22 protein-coding genes are annotated in these 18,628 nt (G+C 45.1%); 12 read left to right on the forward strand and 10 right to left on the reverse strand.

The features are described 5' to 3' along the window. Positions 1-121 precede the first annotated feature (121 nt). A complete protein-coding gene (locus tag AC5EF3_RS04680) occupies positions 122-1,216 on the reverse strand; it encodes a mechanosensitive ion channel family protein (protein ID WP_015828768.1) in 1,095 nt (364 codons plus the stop codon). 180 nt (positions 1,217-1,396) lie between these two features. After that, a complete protein-coding gene (locus AC5EF3_RS04685) occupies positions 1,397-3,088 on the reverse strand; it encodes a peptidase M3A and M3B thimet/oligopeptidase F (RefSeq protein WP_493547208.1) in 1,692 nt (563 codons plus the stop codon). 120 nt (positions 3,089-3,208) lie between these two features. On the opposite strand from AC5EF3_RS04685, the gene AC5EF3_RS04690 reads away from it, so the two are divergent. The 3 genes from AC5EF3_RS04690 to AC5EF3_RS04700 all read left to right on the forward strand — a co-directional run bounded on the left by AC5EF3_RS04690 (position 3,209) and on the right by AC5EF3_RS04700 (position 7,229). Then, positions 3,209-4,690, forward strand: coding sequence for a sigma-54-dependent transcriptional regulator (locus tag AC5EF3_RS04690; protein WP_041302482.1), 1,482 nt, complete (start codon positions 3,209-3,211; stop codon positions 4,688-4,690). Positions 4,691-4,794: 104 nt separating this feature from the next. Beyond that, entirely contained in the window at positions 4,795-5,763 is a 969-nt protein-coding gene (locus AC5EF3_RS04695) for an ABC transporter ATP-binding protein (RefSeq protein WP_493547209.1), read from the forward strand. Continuing rightward, on the forward strand, positions 5,763-7,229 hold the full coding sequence (locus AC5EF3_RS04700; protein WP_493547210.1) for an ABC transporter permease: 1,467 nt from the start codon (positions 5,763-5,765) through the stop codon (positions 7,227-7,229). The genes AC5EF3_RS04695 and AC5EF3_RS04700 overlap by 1 nt, the downstream gene beginning before the upstream one ends. On the opposite strand, the gene AC5EF3_RS04705 is transcribed toward AC5EF3_RS04700, so the two are convergent. Next, positions 7,224-7,784 (reverse strand): cysteine hydrolase family protein, encoded by a 561-nt coding sequence (locus tag AC5EF3_RS04705; RefSeq protein ID WP_493547211.1) that lies wholly within the window; start codon positions 7,782-7,784, stop codon positions 7,224-7,226. The genes AC5EF3_RS04700 and AC5EF3_RS04705 overlap by 6 nt on opposite strands. Positions 7,785-7,923: 139 nt before the next feature. Further along, on the reverse strand, positions 7,924-8,142 hold the full coding sequence (rpsU, locus tag AC5EF3_RS04710; RefSeq protein WP_026296786.1) for a 30S ribosomal protein S21: 219 nt from the start codon (positions 8,140-8,142) through the stop codon (positions 7,924-7,926). 166 nt (positions 8,143-8,308) lie between these two features. Here rpsU and AC5EF3_RS04715 point away from each other — a divergent pair, with 166 nt between their 5' ends. The 3 genes from AC5EF3_RS04715 to AC5EF3_RS04725 are packed head-to-tail and all read left to right on the forward strand — an operon-like array spanning position 8,309 to position 10,186. Continuing rightward, the gene (locus AC5EF3_RS04715; RefSeq protein ID WP_493547212.1) at positions 8,309-8,995 is read left to right on the forward strand and encodes a COQ9 family protein; all 687 of its coding nucleotides are present in this window, start codon (positions 8,309-8,311) and stop codon (positions 8,993-8,995) included. A 50-nt stretch (positions 8,996-9,045) separates the two neighbouring features. Beyond that, the gene (locus AC5EF3_RS04720) at positions 9,046-9,630 is read left to right on the forward strand and encodes a helix-turn-helix domain-containing protein (RefSeq protein ID WP_493547213.1); all 585 of its coding nucleotides are present in this window, start codon (positions 9,046-9,048) and stop codon (positions 9,628-9,630) included. Positions 9,631-9,640: 10 nt separating this feature from the next. Continuing rightward, entirely contained in the window at positions 9,641-10,186 is a 546-nt protein-coding gene (locus AC5EF3_RS04725) for a GNAT family N-acetyltransferase (protein WP_493547214.1), read from the forward strand. Between the two features lie 3 nt (positions 10,187-10,189). On the opposite strand, the gene AC5EF3_RS04730 is transcribed toward AC5EF3_RS04725, so the two are convergent. Together AC5EF3_RS04730 and purE are read right to left on the reverse strand one after the other, a co-directional pair. Further along, positions 10,190-11,260: a 5-(carboxyamino)imidazole ribonucleotide synthase gene (locus AC5EF3_RS04730; RefSeq protein ID WP_015828777.1), complete on the reverse strand. Its 1,071-nt coding sequence runs from the start codon at positions 11,258-11,260 to the stop codon at positions 10,190-10,192. A gap of 28 nt (positions 11,261-11,288) precedes the next feature. Then, complete coding sequence (gene purE / locus AC5EF3_RS04735; RefSeq protein ID WP_015828778.1) at positions 11,289-11,801, reverse strand: 5-(carboxyamino)imidazole ribonucleotide mutase; 513 nt, start codon at positions 11,799-11,801, stop codon at positions 11,289-11,291. A 289-nt stretch (positions 11,802-12,090) separates the two neighbouring features. On the opposite strand from purE, the gene AC5EF3_RS04740 reads away from it, so the two are divergent. Next, on the forward strand, positions 12,091-12,813 hold the full coding sequence (locus tag AC5EF3_RS04740; RefSeq protein ID WP_015828779.1) for a GGDEF domain-containing protein: 723 nt from the start codon (positions 12,091-12,093) through the stop codon (positions 12,811-12,813). 33 nt (positions 12,814-12,846) lie between these two features. Here the strand turns inward: AC5EF3_RS04740 and AC5EF3_RS04745 are convergent, their stop codons facing one another. Continuing rightward, positions 12,847-13,071 (reverse strand): hypothetical protein, encoded by a 225-nt coding sequence (locus AC5EF3_RS04745; protein WP_493547215.1) that lies wholly within the window; start codon positions 13,069-13,071, stop codon positions 12,847-12,849. Positions 13,072-13,175: 104 nt separating this feature from the next. After that, entirely contained in the window at positions 13,176-13,571 is a 396-nt protein-coding gene (locus AC5EF3_RS04750) for a barstar family protein (protein WP_493547216.1), read from the reverse strand. A 234-nt stretch (positions 13,572-13,805) separates the two neighbouring features. Here AC5EF3_RS04750 and AC5EF3_RS04755 point away from each other — a divergent pair, with 234 nt between their 5' ends. The 3 genes from AC5EF3_RS04755 (at position 13,806) to AC5EF3_RS04765 (ending at position 15,551) form a co-directional block, all read left to right on the forward strand. Beyond that, on the forward strand, positions 13,806-13,973 hold the full coding sequence (locus tag AC5EF3_RS04755; protein ID WP_015828782.1) for a YdcH family protein: 168 nt from the start codon (positions 13,806-13,808) through the stop codon (positions 13,971-13,973). A gap of 150 nt (positions 13,974-14,123) precedes the next feature. After that, the gene (locus AC5EF3_RS04760; RefSeq protein ID WP_493547217.1) at positions 14,124-14,633 is read left to right on the forward strand and encodes a hypothetical protein; all 510 of its coding nucleotides are present in this window, start codon (positions 14,124-14,126) and stop codon (positions 14,631-14,633) included. Positions 14,634-14,750: 117 nt separating this feature from the next. Beyond that, entirely contained in the window at positions 14,751-15,551 is an 801-nt protein-coding gene (locus tag AC5EF3_RS04765; protein ID WP_233356700.1) for an SDR family NAD(P)-dependent oxidoreductase, read from the forward strand. Between the two features lie 77 nt (positions 15,552-15,628). Here AC5EF3_RS04765 and AC5EF3_RS04770 read toward each other — a convergent pair whose 3' ends face one another. Then, positions 15,629-16,360, reverse strand: coding sequence for a DUF1013 domain-containing protein (locus AC5EF3_RS04770; protein WP_015828785.1), 732 nt, complete (start codon positions 16,358-16,360; stop codon positions 15,629-15,631). A 148-nt stretch (positions 16,361-16,508) separates the two neighbouring features. After that, a complete protein-coding gene (locus AC5EF3_RS04775; protein WP_493547218.1) occupies positions 16,509-17,498 on the reverse strand; it encodes an NAD(P)H-quinone oxidoreductase in 990 nt (329 codons plus the stop codon). Positions 17,499-17,612: 114 nt separating this feature from the next. Here AC5EF3_RS04775 and AC5EF3_RS04780 point away from each other — a divergent pair, with 114 nt between their 5' ends. Then, on the forward strand, positions 17,613-17,783 hold the full coding sequence (locus tag AC5EF3_RS04780) for a DUF1192 domain-containing protein (protein WP_015828787.1): 171 nt from the start codon (positions 17,613-17,615) through the stop codon (positions 17,781-17,783). A 173-nt stretch (positions 17,784-17,956) separates the two neighbouring features. Further along, entirely contained in the window at positions 17,957-18,499 is a 543-nt protein-coding gene (rcdA, locus tag AC5EF3_RS04785) for a protease adaptor protein RcdA (RefSeq protein WP_015828788.1), read from the forward strand. Positions 18,500-18,628 lie beyond the last annotated feature (129 nt).

Genomic DNA, 18,628 nt, shown 5'->3' on the forward strand with positions numbered 1-18,628 from the left:
TGTACTCCAAGCCTAGTCGATAGACACTTAGAACACGAATTCTTGAAATATCCTCAACAACGCAAAAGGTCCAGCGCTGTATCTATATATAAGCTGTCCCAAAGGTCGCACGTTGGCAAAATCAATCTTGCCTTTCAGAGGGATGTTCCTGCATCGTATTAATCGCGCGAATTGGATATGGGATTGTAATTCCCTCTTTTGCGTATCGTTTATGAAGAAGTTTGATGAATTCAGATTTCACAAAGAAGCGATTGAAATACTCTTTGGCTCGCAACATAACCGTAAAATTGATGCTAGAGCTATCAAAGGTGTGAAACACCACAAATGTCTCATAGTCAGAAACACCCCATTTATGTGTTTTCAAAACATGGCGTGCCACTTCTAAAGTCACTCGCTCGACATGGTCCAAATCGGAATCATAATGCACACCAACTTCCACCGGCACCGATAACTCAGGCGATGGATAGTAATAGTTGATCAGCTTGGAATTGGATAATTTGGAATTGGGAATAATAATGAAATTGTTGGGCAACATTTTTATCCAAGTCGACCGCCATCCAACCTTCTCCACAAACCCCTGCTCACCTGTCTCTAATTCGATGTAATCACCAACCCGAACGATTTTATCTGCCACAAGCTGAAAGCCAGAGAAGAAACTTTCCAAAGTGGGCTGAAGCGCCAGCGCAATAGCAAGTGATCCAATCCCCATGGATGCAACTATAGGCGTGATCGAAATTCCCAAAGTGCTAAGCCCAATAAGAACACCGATAACCAATACAAAGATACGAGAAACGCCTTTGACAAGGTCACGGCTATTATTGAGCAAGGAAGAGCTTTTCGAATATCTTTCAATCGTTGTTTGAGAAATTTTATCCGCAAACAAAATCACCGCGAGTATGAGAAACACATTCGCAACGACTGACGTCAATCCATGAATGCGATCGCTTCCGACTTCATATTCAGACAATAACGCGCCCAAAAGAACAACGAGCAAGGCAAAGAGTGCGATCGTTAGTGGGCCCTTTATAGCAGTTAGAATTAAGTTGCGGCGACGCCCCTCCGGTGCAGGCAACAAACGTGACAGAATAAAAATCAATACCCACCGAAAAGCAAACAACCCGACAAAGGCTATTAGCATCGCCAAACTTAGCCCCACTCCCAAAGGCAATTCAGTGACTTTCTGTATTATATGTTCCACTTGTTCGGAAAACGGCATGATATCGCTTTTTCTATAGCTACAAGAAAGCACATCAACGAGCTGCACTTTATTCTAAGCTTCAGCGTCAAATTCTTTTTCATCAGAGACAAATGTGAAATGGAAATTTAGCTATATAAGTGCGTCTCCGCCTAAAAGACTGACAATTTCTAGATCAACTGAACCTAGTTGAGCATACATTCAGCGCCCCCGACTCTCTAATTTTTCCATGTTAAAATCAGGATCAGTTTCAATGCTTGGTAAGGCGTACGCAGACTGTGAGCCCAATCTATCCAAAGCGCGATCAAAAGCACCGTGTATCAATTCACTTATATTGCGAATACCCAAAAGCGACGCCGCCTCATCATAACCGATATTTCCACCTGCTTTTAAAATACGCAGCATCGGCCGCTGCATTTTATCAGAAGCGCTCTCAATTCTCTTGGCAGCATATCCAGCCAATGCCCAGCCTAGCAAATATGCCATTGGGTATCCCGGCGCAGATAAACTGGAAGAATGCCGCCTCCAAAATGGCGCATAGCCTTTCAAAGAAATATCAGGACCGTAATGGGCTCTCAATGCATGAATCCAAACCGCATCGGCCGACATATCCTGTGTTGCAATCCCCAATTCACGCTCAAACATCGCAATTGCGGGCTGATGAACCAACATCGCAAAATCTTGGTCAGATATACCATTATTATCATCACTCAGATTCACATGCTCAAATAGAAGTGCAATGGTTTCTGCTACAGCCCACCCCGCGTCACTCTGCATCGCCCCTAAGGGAGCAGATAAATAAGCATGCACAGCATGGCCAAGCTCATGCGCTAAAGTACGTTCACTTTCCGCAGACCCATCAAAAGGCGCATACACAAAAGGGCCAGCCTCGACCTTTCCTTTCCGGCCATATAGAACAGGTGTTGTAAAACCGCCGCCTCTTCCACGCGGCTGAATCAAATTATTGGACTCCACCAATCTGCGCGCGGCTTTATTCACCTCTTCGCCCAAACTTGATAAATTTCGTAATACATCTTGTTTTGTATCACGCCACGCTTTGGTTTCCCGACTGTCATCAATACCCGCATAGCGATCATGCCAGAAGATCAATTCGCCACTCGCTTTTGATTTAAGGTATTTTTCTGTAAGCTGAGGTGCCCGCTCCAGCGCGACGCGACGCGCTATTTCTAGCGTTTTTTCAGATGCATCTATTGCAGCAAAATTAAATCTCTTCTTTTTAGCAAGACGAGCGTGTGCGCGAAATAAGTCTTCCCCCTTCGAGCCAACCTCTTTTAGCCATTCGCCCATTTGGTCTGCCGCAGCAATGCGAATGTCCCTGTCGCGATTGCGCAAACCTGCCCCTAATTGTGCAAGCCCACCATAACGGCGCGCCATATCGTGAATGGATTTATCATAACGATATTGAGATACCCAATGATGATCAAAAGCAAATTGTGCCTGCTCGGAATAACTCACAGCCGCACGCCAAGGCATAACGGACACGCCTTGCCTCCGTTGAGACGACTTCCATTTGGCGGGGGCGTCTGTGGAATTTGAGACAGACCATATGGATAATGCCTGCAATTGCGTACGTTCTGTATTTAAATCGTTAAGTATAGATAACGCTTCAACTTCCATATCACTTCGCAAATCTGTCGTTAACGACAAATACATATGCAAGAAGAGCCGGATCTTTCGCATCAACGCGTTAGCTTGTTCCATCTCACTATAAAAATGAGGTTTATCGGCCAAACGATCGCTCACCATAACCTTGACCATTGCTTGCAAACGTTTTTTGTCTTTGAGCAATTTCTTGTCAGCTGGGCTATGGTAAAGGCTATTTCCCCATCCTCCCAGCTTATCTCGGTTCATTTTGAGCCAATCTGGCGCCATTTTAGTGCAGTCCTTTAAAATTGCATCATAGTATTTAAGCACGATTTCATAAGTTCGTGCCAAGTTGAACCATGAAAACGAGGTCGCGTTGTTTCGGCCGCTTAAATGATGGTTAAGATAATGGCGAAAACTGTTCTTATTGTTGATGATGATCCTACCCAACGCCGATTAATGCAAGCGGCTGTTGAACGCCAAGGATTTCGTGCGCGTCTGGTCGAAAGTGGAGACCTTGCACTAGAAGAAGCATCAGATGCTAAAAATGGTATTTCTGTTGTTTTGCTTGATCTGATTATGCCCGGTCTTTCCGGTATGGAAACACTTGAGCGTCTTTTAGAGCGTCGCCCAGACCTACCCGTTATCGTGCTCACAGCATCTGGCGGTATTGATACAGTTGTTCAAGCTATGCGCGCAGGAGCGGTCGATTTCTTCGTCAAACCCGCTTCTCCAGAACGTATTGTCGTTTCGCTTCGCAATGCTTTAAAGGTCTCGGACCTTCGCGGTGAAGTCAAACGTCTCTCCAAGAAGTCTGAAGGCACTTTAGGCTTTGACGACATGATCGCAGGTGCACCACTTATGCGCCAAGTCGTTCGTTTGGGACAACGTGCTGCCAAATCAAACATCCCTATCCTCATCACTGGGGAAAGCGGTGTTGGTAAAGAAGTTGCGTCTCAATGCATCCAAAGTGCATCTGAACGCGCAGGCAAACCATTTATCACCGTGAACTGTGGAGCCATCCCAGAAAACCTTGTTGAATCTATCCTTTTTGGTCACGAAAAAGGAGCATTCACGGGTGCACATGAGAAAAAACTCGGTAAATTCGCCGAAGCTGATGGCGGCACACTCTTTCTAGATGAAGTGGGTGAACTTCCTCTCGATATGCAAGTAAAACTCCTTCGTGTATTGCAAGAAGGTGAAGTCGACGCCGTTGGTTCACGCAAACCAACCAAAGTGGACGTTCGGATTATCTCAGCGACCAATAGAGATCTCGCTCAAGCTGTCTCAGAAGGCCGCTTCCGTGAAGATCTGTATTACCGCTTAAATGTATTCCCAATCGAAATGCCGTCTCTGCGCGATCGCAAAGAAGACCTGCCGGCATTGGTTGATCACTTTATTCGCCGCTTCAACGCACAAGAAGGCATGTCAATTACAGGTGCGTCCTTGGAAACAATGGGCATGATTGCAGCGCATGACTGGCCTGGAAACGTACGCCAGCTGGAAAACTCAATCTTCCGCGCAATGATATTGTCAGAAGGCGACGAATTACAGCCTGTTGATTTCCCTCATATTTCTGGCCTTACACCAAATTATGAGATATTAAAAACACCAAATAATGGTGCAAGCATATCGGATGCAGCCACAACAGCGACACAGCTCAACAGCCCACTTGGCGGTCCTGTCTCCATTGTCGATGACAATGGTGAATTACGCCCCCTAGAAAGTGTTGAACGCGACCTCATCCAATACGCAATTGATCTATATTCAGGGCACATGTCACAAGTGGCTAGACGCCTTGGGATTGGTCGCTCAACCTTGTATCGCAAAGTGCGCGAATATGATCTGCGCGTACGCGATGATGAGGAAGAAGATCTAAACGTCGGCTAATTAAAATTTTTATCAAAGCGTTCAGCCTTGAATGATTTTATGTGTTAGGTGATCTTGGCGCGTGTGAAGTCCAATCACACGCGTTAAGTAATTCTGGATTTTTTATGAACGCCCCAAATATAAACGCCCAGTCACCACTTGAACTTCGCGCAACAAGCAAGTTTTTCAAGGGAAAAGCTGCGGTAAAAGATATGTCCTTCAGTGCTCCCAAAGGGCAAATATTGGGGTTTCTTGGCCCAAATGGAGCCGGCAAGTCCACAAGCCTGCGTATCGCTCTTGGCGTTCTCTCTCCAGATAGCGGAGAGGCATTGCTTTTTGGTGAAAAACCCAATCTGAAAAACCTTAGACGCGTTGGTTTTTTACCTGAAGAACGCGGCCTATACCGGAAAATGACAACACGTGCGATCATCTCCTATTATGGACGCTTAAAAGGGCTAGATCGCAAAACCTCCCTTTCCCGTGCAGACGAAATGCTACAACGTTTTGGCCTTGGCGATCATCTAAAGACAAAAATATCCGACCTTTCCAAAGGTATGGCCCAAAAAGTCCAAATCCTATCCACACTTGTGCACAAACCCGACTTGATTATTCTTGATGAACCCTTTTCAGGGCTTGATCCCGTCAATCAACAAGACCTTGAATTACTCATCCGTGAAGAGCATGCACGCGGTGCAACGATTATTTTCTCAACTCACGTCATGGAACACGCAGAGCGTCTTTGCGACCGCTTAGTCATTATCGGCAAAGGCCAAAAACGTTTTGACGGCACCATAGATGAAGCCATGAGCCTAATCCCTGAAACAGCCGATATCAGCACAGAAGGTAATTTTGACCTTCATGCTGCGTTGGAAAAATCAGGCTTCACTTCTTCATATGATAAGGAAGATGAGACCGGAAAACACTGGCGCATAGACCTTTCACACGGTGAACGCGCTCAAGACGTGTTACGCGCAGCGATCAATGCAGGTGCACCTATCACCTCATTCACACCGCACCGTGCCAAATTACGCGACGTTTTCGTCTCCCTTGTTGGTGAAGATGAAAGCCCTGCCGAGACTGAGGGAAACCAATAATGATCCGCTCAATCTGGCTTGTCGCAAGACGCGAATATCTTGGCTACGTTTCCGCATTAGGTTTCTGGCTTGGCCTTATTCTGACACCACTTGGTCTGGCAGTGGGTGTGCTTGTGCCCGGCATGATTATGAAAGCCCAACCCGCACGCTATTATGCCGTGGTCGACACCCAAGATAGCCTGCAAGAAGCATTGGATTGGCAGTTTGAAAGCTGGCAAAGCAGCGATACTAAAATGATGCTCCGCCAATCCCTATCCACGACATCTCCAGCGGAAAAACGTAGAATAATCAACGTCTTTGAAAAAGCTTATGCGGAAGGCTCTTCTCCCCAAGAAGCATTAGACAAGGCCGACGCGCCCCTGCATTTAAAAGCCTCCCCGATTAATTTTCATCCTATCAAACTACCCAATAAATCAGTTGAAGAGGTAGAAAAAATTCTGACATCAGGTCAGACATTTAACGGCCCTGTTGGAAGACACACATTGTTTGCCGCCATCATCGTCAATAGAGATCAAATCGGCAATATTGCCAGTGTTGATTACATCTCACCAGATATTGTAAATTCAGAATTAAAACAAGCCGTTACAGGCGCACTCAAATACCTTGCTAGACTAGAATTGTTTAAAAGCGTTGGCGTCACGCCCACTGAAATAAGAAATGCAGACGCAGATATCCCCTCTCTATTCGTACGCAAACCGGGCTCACTTGAACCCAATGAGAACCAAAGCAGCGAAGTCACACTCACCGATCGCGCGCCCTTTGTCGCCGCAACCAGCATAGCAATTGCGTTATGGCTTTTGATATTTTCGGTGGTGAATTTTCTACTGACCGGCACGATAGAAGAACGCTCGAACAAAATTTTCGATAGCCTACTTACAAGCGTCAGCGTCACAGACTTACTCTCGGGCAAATTATTAGGCGTGCTTATGTTATCCGCCACTCTTCTATGTGCGTGGATGTTAATGGCGACATGGGCAGCCCTATACGCAGATCAAGCCATCAGCCCAGCCGCGTGGGAATTTGCGCAAGCTGCACTAGACCCAGCACTCATATTGCCCGCTTTAGCAGGCTTTCTAGCCGGCTACCTTCTGTATGGCGCAGTCTTTCTTGCCCTCGGCGCAATGTGCGACACTATCCAAGAGGCTCAAGCGCTTGCAACACCACTTATTCTGTTGCTGACGACGCCCTTATTCATCATCATTATGGCTTTGCAAAATCCTGCTTCAGGCTTTGTCTTCATTATGAGCTGGGTGCCGCCCCTCACGCCATTTTTGATGATATTACGCGCCCCATTAGAGCCACCTCTTATAGAAGTCCTAGGTCATCTCGCATTAATGCTAGTATCCACTTCCATTGCCTTATGGTGCTCTATTCGCGTTTATCGCGCCGGTGCAGTTAATGGATTCGGTGTGAAAGAGATTGCTAGCTTCTTTAAAAAGAAAACCATAGGTAAATCAAAGCTATAAAAGACTGTCCAACACCAATTGAGCGCTCACAATCTGGCAATATTCACCCGCTAGATTTGCAAGCGACATCGCGTGCACCTCATCAGCATCCCTCTCCACGCCATTCCAATCAGTTTGATTATGCGTAAAACAGGCATCTTCGATAAGTAAAATGTTCAAGCCAAGGTTCGCGCCATGGCGCACACTTGTTTCAATTGAATTATTGGTTTTTACGCCGCACAGAAACACTTGCTCTATGCCACGCTCGCTTAGCATCACATCAAAACCAGTGCCTACAAACGCACTATGTGTACTTTTGCCGATAATGGTTTCGCCAGCTAAGGGCAAAACATCTTCTTTAAAATCATGTGTCGGGCTATCAGGGCGGTATCCAGACCCAACTTCATTTGAATCATGACGAACATGGAAAACTGGACGAGATGTTTGCCTCCATGCACGAAGCAAATGGCTCATTTTCGCTTCTGCATCAGGATTATTGCGAACGCCCCATGACGGCAAATCTATTGCTTTTTGAACATCCAGCACGACAAAAGCAGCATTTTTATCAATATACATGACTTACCCCTAGAAAACAGCAAAAGCCGCTACGGCGAACCGAGCGGCTATATGCAGTTTGAATGATCAATCGGGTATGATCAAATGCAATATAATGAGTTACAAGCACCACACTCAAATGGAAGTGCTTAGCAACACCTTATCTAGCTTTAAGAAGACCTTCGCGCTGCGCGCGTTTACGTGCAAGCTTACGAGCGCGACGAACGGCTTCAGCTTTTTCACGTGCTTTCTTCTCAGAAGGCTTTTCAAAGTGGTTGCGGCGCTTCATCTCACGAAAAAGGCCTTCGCGTTGCATTTTCTTTTTTAGCGCTTTCAATGCCTGATCGACATTGTTGTCGCGGACTACGATCTGAACGATTGTTCAATCTCCCGATTTAAAAACCAATAAACACATGTGTCGCGCCTTTTAGGGGGCGTCAAATGCATCAAACTTTGCTAAACTGATTGGACTTCTACAGCCCGAAGCGGCGGATCTAGCACAAAGAATCGTGCCTGCCTACCTTTACTTGACCTGAGTCTACACCATGAATGCCAAAAAATCCAATGAATCTGATCAAATCCCGCCTTCTAAGCGGAATCTGGAAGCATTACTCAATGCTGTAATTGAAGATGCCGCTTTTGATGGATGGAATGATGAGACACTTAAAAGCGCCGCTAAGAAGCTCCAACTTAGTCAAGGTGAGATAATTCTTGCTGCCCCAGAAGGCATTACAACCCTTTTAAAGGCATGGGCAGACCGGGCAGATCTTCACACTGCAAATATTCTCAAATCAACAGACCTCTCCAAACTTAAAATAAGAGAGCGCATTGCACTTGGTGTTCGCACCCGCATCGAATTTTTGAAGGATAACAAAGAATCTGCCCGTCGTGCATCTCACGCAATTGCTGCGCCTTGGCGTGCAAGTTTAGGCCCTAAATTAGTTTGGAATGCCGCCGATACCATTTGGGCAGCACTCAATGATAAATCCACCGATGCAAATTGGTATTCAAAGAGAATGGTTTTATCCGGTGTCATTGCCACAACGCTTTCAAACTGGCTTGCGCTGGAAGAAGACGAAAATAACAATGCATGGGACTATTTAGATGATCGCATTGAAAATGTAATGCAATTTGAAAAAGCCAAAGCCAAGGTCAAACAAGTGACTGATAAATTTCCCAACCCTTTGGAATTGCTCAACCACCTCCCTAAAACTGGACCATTGGGCAAATAGGATAAAAACATCAGATTGACATTTCCCAGATATGGAACATTATTCCACATATGAGAAATGCAGCAATAATACCTGATAATTCGCCGAGTTTTACGGATGCAGACCTCGCCCAAAGGCTGAAAGAACTACGCGCTGAGCAAAATTGGTCCCTTGATCACCTCGCCGAAATCTCTGGAATCAGCAGAGGAACACTTTTCCGCCTCGAAAAAGGAGAAGTTAGCCCCACAGCCCATGTTTTAGGAAAATTATGCCCCGCCTATGGCCTGACCATGTCGCGCCTAATGGCAATGGTTGAAACCCAGTTCAGCGCCCTCATCCCTCGCGGCGAACAAAAAATATGGTATGATGCCGATTACAGCTTCAAGCGAAAATCAGTCTCACCGCCCTCAACCAACTTATCTGGCGAAGTCATCGAATGTGAGCTCATTGCAGGTGCAAGCATCTCATATGATAAACCTCCTCGTCGGGGTCTTGAACATCATCTCATTATGCAAGCGGGCCAATTACAGGTCACAGTGGACAATGCCAAATATTCACTAAAAACGGGTGACTGCCTTCGCTACCAACTCACAGGCAGCTCACATTTTAAAGCCAATAGCGACGCAACAGCTCAATACATTCTCGTCATTATATAGAGACTTTCCTATGAAAACCCCTCAAATTGTCGAACTAACTTCGACAGATATTGATCAGAATATCGATAAACTTTGCGCAATTTTACACGCCAATGTTCATGATGGAGCGAGTGTCAATTTCATTGTGCCATTCAGTTTCGATGATGCAAAAAACTATTGGAAAAACAAAATCCAACCATCCATTGAGAAACAAGAACGCACTTTATGGGCCGCATTCGAAGGGGATAATCTGGCCGGCAGTGTGCAACTAGATTATTCTATGCCGCCCAATCAAAACCACAGGTGCGAAGTCTCTAAACTGATTGTTCACCCAGATTTTCGTCGTCGGGGAATTGCCCGCAAACTCATGGCGCAAATTGAGGATAAAGCACGAGAACTTAAACGCCCACTGATTACTCTAGATACAGTCAAAGGCAGCAAAGCTGAACCATTATATCTATCTCTTGGATTTGAAATTGCAGGCATTTTACCCGGTTTCTCTAGACATCCAATTGAAAACCGTTTCGACGCCACAACTTATATGTATAAGAATTTAGCGGCCAAGTTTGACGGATAAAAACTAGCTTAAAATTTTATTGCTGTGCCCAAGTTTACGCCCCTCACCGCCACCGCGTTTGGCATAAATACGGGGTGCAGAGCCATTTTGGGCTAATGTTTCCCAGCTAGCAATATCACGATCACCAAGCAAGTTATCCATGCGTATATCAACGAAGCGCTCAGGTGACGCCAAAGGCCAACCACAGACTGCGCGCATGTGTTGCTCAAACTGCCCAATCAAACATGCTTCTTCTGTCCAATGGCCCGTATTGTGAACACGCGGCGCAAACTCATTTGCAAGCAAACTTCCATCCGGCATCACAAACAGTTCAAGTGCAATTATTCCAACATATTCAAGTTGTTCTGCGAGTTTTTGACCCAATTCTTTTGCTGCCTTCCGGGTCGCGTCTGATATATTTGCAGGCAAAGTTGAGGATTTTAAAATACCACCAGCATGATCATTTTCAGGCGTATCAAAAATAGCAATCTGACCATCTTGCCCTCGTGCCACAAGCACAGAAATTTCACGCTCAAATGCGATAAAAGCCTCTAAAACAGCCGGCACTTTGCCAATCTTATCCCACGCTGCTTCTGGGTCAGAGCTTTCATCCACACGTGCCTGCCCTTTACCATCATAACCTTCGCTACGCCCCTTCAACACACCTTTGCCTCCCAGCTTTTTCAAGGCCGGTAGAATATCTTCAGGGCCTTCGACACGGGAAAATGGTGCTGGTGGAATTCCAATCGAAGTCAAAAATTCCTTTTCTTTCAACCGATCCTGCGAACATCCAAGCGCATTGGACTTTGGAAAAACCTGTGTTCCCGCCTTCTCTATAATGTCCAAAGTAGATGCTGGAATATTCTCAAACTCAAACGTAATGACATCACAACGTTTAGCAAATTGCACCAAACTTGCTTCATCATCATATTCAGCAACAATCACATCAGCACTGACACGAGATGCGCAACTATCTGATTCTGGAGCAAAAATAATGACATCCAGCCCCATACGTGCAGCCGCCATGGACAACATGCGCCCTAATTGGCCACCGCCTAAAATTCCAACAACGCCGCCAGGTGCTATTTTGTTCACGAACCAAACCTACTCTATGGCTAGTATTTTAATCTTCGACTGTCTCAACAACAGCTTCAGTTTGCGCTTCTCTAAAAGCAGTGAGTTTCGCGGCGACTTCAGCATCATGCCCAGCAATTATACTTGCTGCTAACAAGCCTGCATTTGCCGCCCCCGCATCACCTATCGCCAATGTACCGACCGGAATACCTTTTGGCATTTGCACAATGGAATACAAACTATCAACACCTGATAATGCACGTGACTGGACAGGAACTCCCAACACTGGAACAATCGTCATCGATGCGAGCATACCTGGCAAATGCGCAGCGCCACCCGCCCCCGCAATAATAACTTTCAAACCACGATCTTGCGCTGTTTTTGCGTATTCAATCAAGCGCTCTGGCGTACGGTGCGCTGAAACTATCTTAGTTTCATGCGGCACACCCATGCGCGTCAAATAGTCGGATGCAAGCTTCATAGTCGGCCAATCGGAACGACTTCCCATAACCACACCAACCAAAGGCTGATCAGAATTTGACAATGCTTTATCAGCGGTCATGAAAAGGCCTCCCACAAGACGAACTGTTTAGAAAGAAACCAACGCGCATCGCATATACATGGAATCTTGGAAGCGCGGCAGTATAGGCATAGATCGCTCTACGACAAGTGATGTAAACTGATTGAAGTGTTTATTAAACATAATTGCAAACACCCCCTTGCATAGTTTGTTTCTTTTTCACCTAATTGGAGAGAGTGTTAGCAAAAAGTTAATTTTTAAATTATGTTGTTAACCACACGCTAACTGACAAAGGGTATTCATTAACCATGGCAAGACTTGTGGAATGGTAATGAAATTTCTCTCAATCTTCTCTGCAAACCGTAATGCAGACGGAAAAACACGATATATCGTTGAAAATGGCGATATCGGAGTTGAAAAAGCATCTGAGCTTTTTGGAATTTCCGAGGCTGAACTGACGCCAACAGTACGCGCAGCTATTGCCGCAATGACCGGCGAAATTAGTGAGCTTCGAACTAAAAACAAGTCACTTCTAAAATCACTCGAAAACGCGGAAAGCATGGCAGATCATGATGCCTTGGTCCCTCTTTTCAACCGTCGTGCATTCGTCCGCGAACTTTCAAGATTGATAGCCTTTGCAAGACGCTATGGTTTGGATGCCAGCGTCATTTACTTCGATTTAGATGGCTTTAAATCAATTAATGACACGCATGGACATGCCGCTGGAGATAAAATTCTACTCGCTGTTGCGGAAGTACTCATCCAGCAAACGCGTGAATCCGACCTGTTAGGTCGCCTAGGCGGAGACGAATTTATTGCAGTGCTCACGAGCGTAAAACCTAGCTCTGCACGTGAAAAAGCCGCGCAATTGGCTGACGAAATTAGAAACATCTCGATCCAACATGAGGGTAAACTTCTTAGTATTGATGCGTCATTCGGCGTCACAACATTGGAACATGATGAAACAGCTGAAATCCAAATCGCAAGATCTGATGAAGCAATGTATGCCGCAAAACTACGCCGAAAGGCAAAAGCGACCTCTGAAGCAGGCTAGAAAACAAATCAGCCTAAAAGAAAAATTCGCCAATTAGGCGATAATATCTGGAAGAGTATCTCCTTTTAATCTGATATATTCTTCCTTCAGAATTTGCTTTTTTCTCTTTAAAGAAGCCACCTCTAAATCAGCTCCACCTTGTACAATAAGAGCCTCTATGCGCGTATCAATCAGCTCAATTTCAGATTCAATTTTGGTCATCCGCTCCGCTACTGAAATAGCAGAATTTTTCGTATCTTTTCCGTCTGCATAATCCATAGTTCAAACTCTCCCGTACTCATAAAATCACAAGATCTTGATGATCGCAAAGCGTTTAAAAGCCTAAATACAAAAAGCAAATATGCAACTTATACTGAAAATTTTCAATCAAATACCAGCTCAATATTGGTATGATTGGCAACTATCTCCAGAACAATATCAAAATAAGTAAGTCCTCCTTCTCCAGCCTCCAAATCTGCTAAATTTTTCTTGATCAACGTGATATTAAACAGCTCAGGTTGCTTTAATTTTTCTTGGTATAAATTTCTTGTTGTCTCCATCCCCAATCGCTGCTTGCTTTGCTCTACATTTGTCCAGATAAGCTTGATCTTTTCACGCCCCTTAATAGCACCAAAACTCCCATAGAATAGATCATTTAGCGCATCCAGACTTTGCCCTATGTCCCAATCTTCTTCACTCATAAAGACATGATTCACCTCATCATAAAAAGAGGCAATATCTGTTATTTTATTTCCATCCAGCGTGAAGGTTTTTGTCATTGAAAAATCCTGAAAACTTCGCCGATTTAGCATTCGGCCGAACGCTAAATATAATAAAATTTTGGAGCATTTTATCATGAGAAGCATACCAAGTACGACCCATGTTTCAATCACGATTGAATTATGAGTGCGTGTAGATAATGAAACAACAAGTGAAATCTTTTTAAACTCAAAGGTGATGACTCATTAAAAACTCTATGCTTAACTTATCGGACCATAAAGTAGGAGGTTTGAATGAGCACAGACGCACGTATCCGTGAACTGAGTGAACGTCATAAACGTCTCGAAACGGTACTCGAAGACAAACGAAAACACCCCTCAACAACTGATCAGGAAATGCTTGATCTAAAGCAGAAAAAATTGCGAATTAAAGACGAGATTATTTCGCTAAAATCTGCGTAAATTCTCGTCTCCCCCTCACAATCCCTCGGACAGTAATCGCCCAATTGGAGAAATAGGTTTTTATTATCTAATTATTGGCTTCGTATTTGCTCTCTCTTCATCTTAAGCGACTATACAAACTCCAAACAGATGACATGAAAGGCTGTAAATATGCGTGGACCAATCGACCCTGAGCAATTGCTGTCCCCAGGGATGTTAAAATCGGCCAACACACTCCTGACAGTGTGCCTCGCAGCATTATCCGCAATGGGTATGCTCCACGCGATAGGACACTTGTTTAAGTGGCGCCCGTTTACAGCACTTCTCGTTGCTGCTGCTGCACTCGCGATACCATTAGCTATATGGATGATCGTACGTCTTCTAAGCGAAGGCTTAGCTGCACAACACAGCCTAAACGAGCGCATTACTCTTCTGAACGAATCTCTCTGGGGGCCAGAAGATGAAGAATGGGAAGAAGTAAATTCAGCTGACGAAACTGATGAAGTTGACGGTGAAGTTGAGCCCATTTCTCCCGAAGCTGAAATTGTTGAAGTGACAGAAACAGCAGAAGCAGAAGCAGAAGCAGAAGCAGAAGCAGAAGCAGAAGCAGAAGCAGAAGCAGAAGCAGAAGCAGAAGCAGAAGATACTTCGGCATCTCAAACTGATGAAGACAAAAAATAGCCATTCTTCAACATTCAATTTCGAAACCTGAATAACATCAGAATGTTACAGGCCGCATCGTTCAAATTTTAGGGTTGGATTTTATGTCCAATCCCTTTATTTGTTTGAACTCAATAAATGACGGAGTTTTCCCGAATGGTCGCCTCCCCCAAAACACTTGTTATAATCGGTGGAGCCAAACGCATTGGTGAGCATTGTGCGAATGCTTTTACAAAAGATGGTTGGAATGTATTTCTAGCCGATACAGATGCCAAAGCTCTAGCGGCGATCAAAGATGATCTAAAAGACAAAGTAGACACACTAGCGCCTTCATGCATCTCAACAAATATGGGATTAAACAATATCCTATCAGGAGCAATGAGCACATTTGGGCGCGTAGATGCGGTATGTCACATCCCCAAATTGCCTGCCGCCAAACGCTTCTCAGATACAAAACTAGATGAATTTGAAGAGAAAATAATAGCGCCAGCGCGTTCTATTTCTGCAGCGATCCGGCTTTTTAGCGATCAGATGGTTCGGCAAATGGAAGACATGGAGCCAACAGAAGCAAAAACAGCCAATCCTAGCTTCATTCAAGTTTTCGGTTTAGGCGCACTCTATGGAGATCCCGGCACCTATTCTCAACACGTCGCACAATCAATGGCACTGGCAGCCGCCAAAGCAACCACGATTGATCTGGCGGCTCTGCGCATCCGCACAAACGCCATCATCGCCGTTAGGCCGCGTGCAGAGAATGAAGAACCTTGGCTTAAAAAACGCACTCCGCTTGGACGCCATTCTTATGCAGAAGAAATCTCAGCTGCCGCACTTTTCCTAGCCGGAGAAGGCGGCGCGAACATGACAGGTCAGTCTATTATTCTAGACGGTGGCCGCTCCATGCTAAATGGCATTTATGACTTAGACCGCACCGCAGACTAAGCAGGCTGCGCCAACAAGAAAGGCGAACAGATATGGAAATCTATTCGCCCTTTTTACATTGAAATCATTATATTATTTTAGTCTTTGTCTTCCTCAGAAGATTTTCCAAAATTCGCAAACACATCATCTGCATTTGGTTCATTCTGGTCAGACTTGCGTTTCGCTTCTGCACCAAAATCAGCGAACGGATCAGATGTTTCTAATCCACCCTCTTCATTTGTTCTCAGCATATCAATACCTGCTCCAACGGAGCCAATTTCACGGTTTTCTTCCATTTTCTGACGTTTGGCTGAAGCTTTAGCAACCAACGCATCAAGTTCGAGTTGAGAACATAGACCAAGCGTCACAGGATCAACAGGTTTTAGGTTTTCAGAATTCCAGTGTGATTTCGTCCGAATAGCTTCAATCGTATTTTTTGTCGTACCGATAATTTTAGAAATCTGAGCATCTGAAATTTCTGGGTGGTGACGAATAAACCATGTGATCGCGTCTGGACGGTCACTACGGCGAGAAACCGGCGTATAACGTGCGCCCTTGCGCTTTGGTGGAGCAACAACCTTATCAAACTTGGACGATGCTGGTTTCAATTCGTATTTTTCATCTGCTTCACCGCGAGAAATCTCATCACGCGTTAGCTCCCCACGAGACACAGGGTCCACACCGCGCATGTGCTCAGCTACTTCACCATCTGCAATACCTTTTACTTCCAGACGATGCAGTTCACAGAAGTCAGCGATCTGCTCAAATGTCAGTGCAGTGTTGTCAACAAGCCAAACCGCTGTCGCTTTAGGCATAAGAATATTGGCCATTAGTCGCCTCCAAAAACAATTTCGCCCGGCACTTGGGCCGGGCGATTTGATCTCACCTAGTGTGAGACAAAACGTTAGTTGCAATCAGTATACGCATATTTAGCGGATTTGTGAATTCCCAAAGCAGAACATTTTCGACAATCTGCTTTTACAGCGTCAACATGATTTTCCCGATATGCTCACCACTCGTCATGCGGTCATGTGCTTTTTCAGCCTCCTGCATGGCAAATCTTGAATCAACAATCGGCCTCACCTGCCCGCTCGCCACCCACGGCCAAACTTCTTCAACGGCCATATTAGCTAAATGCATCTTCGCTACTTCATTGCGCCCTCTTAAAGTTGAACCAGTAATATTTAACTGCTTCATCATGACTTTAAGGATATTCACCTCTCCTTTGAGGCCGCCTTGAACAGCTATGTGAACCAACCTTCCTCCAAAATTCAATGCATTGATATGTTTAGGCAAGTAATCACCGCCTACCATGTCTAAAACAACATCAGCGCCGCCAACAGCCTTTAGCTCTTCTTCAAAATCAGTTGTTTTGTAGTTAAATGCCCCATCAGCTCCCAACTCAATACAGGCTTTACATTTTTCATCGCTGCCTGCCGTCACATAGACATTCGCCCCCATAGCTTTGGCCATTTGAATAGCTGTCGTGCCAATCCCCGATGCACCTCCTTGAATGAACAAGGTCTCACCAGGGTGTAAAACTGCTATATCATAGACATTCGCCCACACAGTCAGAACTGCCTCGGGGAGTAACGCGGCTTCTTGTAAAGACACGCCTTCAGGAACAGGCATAACACTTCCATGGTGTGCAATGGCATATTCAGCATATCCACCAGCAGGCAATAGTGCACATACTTCTTGGCCTAATTGCCAATCATCAACACCCTCACCAACAGCTCCAACATAACCCGAGACTTCCAGCCCCATAATATCCGGTGCCCCTTCAGGAGGTGGATACATGCCACGTCTTTGAAGGATATCGGCGCGATTTAACCCAGCCGCCACAACTTTTATGAGCACTTCTTTAGCTTTAGGAGAAGGTTTGACCACTTCTTCCCATGACAAGGATTTATCGTCCCTAACAATGATGGCCTTCATCATTTGATTGGCTGTGCTGTCCTGAACCATAACATATCCCTCTTTTGTACTTTGCAAAGCAGATTAGCGTCGCACCAAGCTTCACGATAGAGCCCAAAGAGGATATTCTAAATGCCTATTTCTCTAGAGAGTTGAGGTAATATCATGTTTGAAGAAGAACCACGCATTAAACCACCACGCGCACTCGAGGATATGTCTCTAGAAGAACTGGCATCCCAAATTGAAACGCTAAAAGAAGAAATTGCTCGCTGCGAAGCAGAAATTATCAAAAAAAAGTCCGTTAAAAACGCCGCCGATGCCATATTTGGCCAATAAAGCCGCCTCAAATCGTTATAAACTGGACTCTCTCCTGCATATTAAAACATCATGTAGAGACTTAAATAAGACTCTTCATGCTATATAGAATTATGGTCCTGACCTTAGGCAGTGTACAATCAACAAGTATGCGCTACAAAATAATCCAAGGTCCAAAATTATTGGGTGTCTAAATGAAATCTGTTTCATTAGTCGGAGACGGCTGGAAAAATCGCGTAACCGAATTCGCTTCATCTGAAGTGTTTGACCGTCTTTTCAAAGAGGGCATGGCACTTGTTGAAGAAGCTGCCGCATACCTTGATGGACCAGGCCGCCAGCAAAGCCGTCAATTGGATCGTGAAAAAGCCCTTGTGTACGCTGCTGAAAGCATGGAAGTCACAACGCGCCTAATGCAATCGGCAAGCTGGCTTGTTGTGCAACGCGCCGTCCGTGAAGGCGATATGACATCTGATGAAGCAGGTGAAGACAAATTTCGTTTGTCCGCGCCGGGAGAATTACGTCAACTCACAGCAGTAGAGCATTTACCTGAAATGCTCCAAGATCTTGTTGTCCGCTCACGAGCTCTTTATGAGCGTGTATGGCGACTAGATGAAACATTATTTGCCGTCGAAGAAACACCAACCGAAAACCCTGTCGGCAATCAATTACAGCGTCTGCAAGACATAGCTGAAAGCGGTGCTTTTGATCCGCTCGCGATCTGGCGCAATGTAAAATAATTTTAGATATAAACTGAAACACAAAAAAACCCGCTTCAAAATCTGAAGCGGGTTTTTTATTGTTTTTCTGACAACTGAATGAACAGTCTAGAAAATCAGGCGTAACGCCTTATTTCTTTTTCATAAAGC

It is taken from the genome of Hirschia sp. (genome assembly GCF_058892565.1).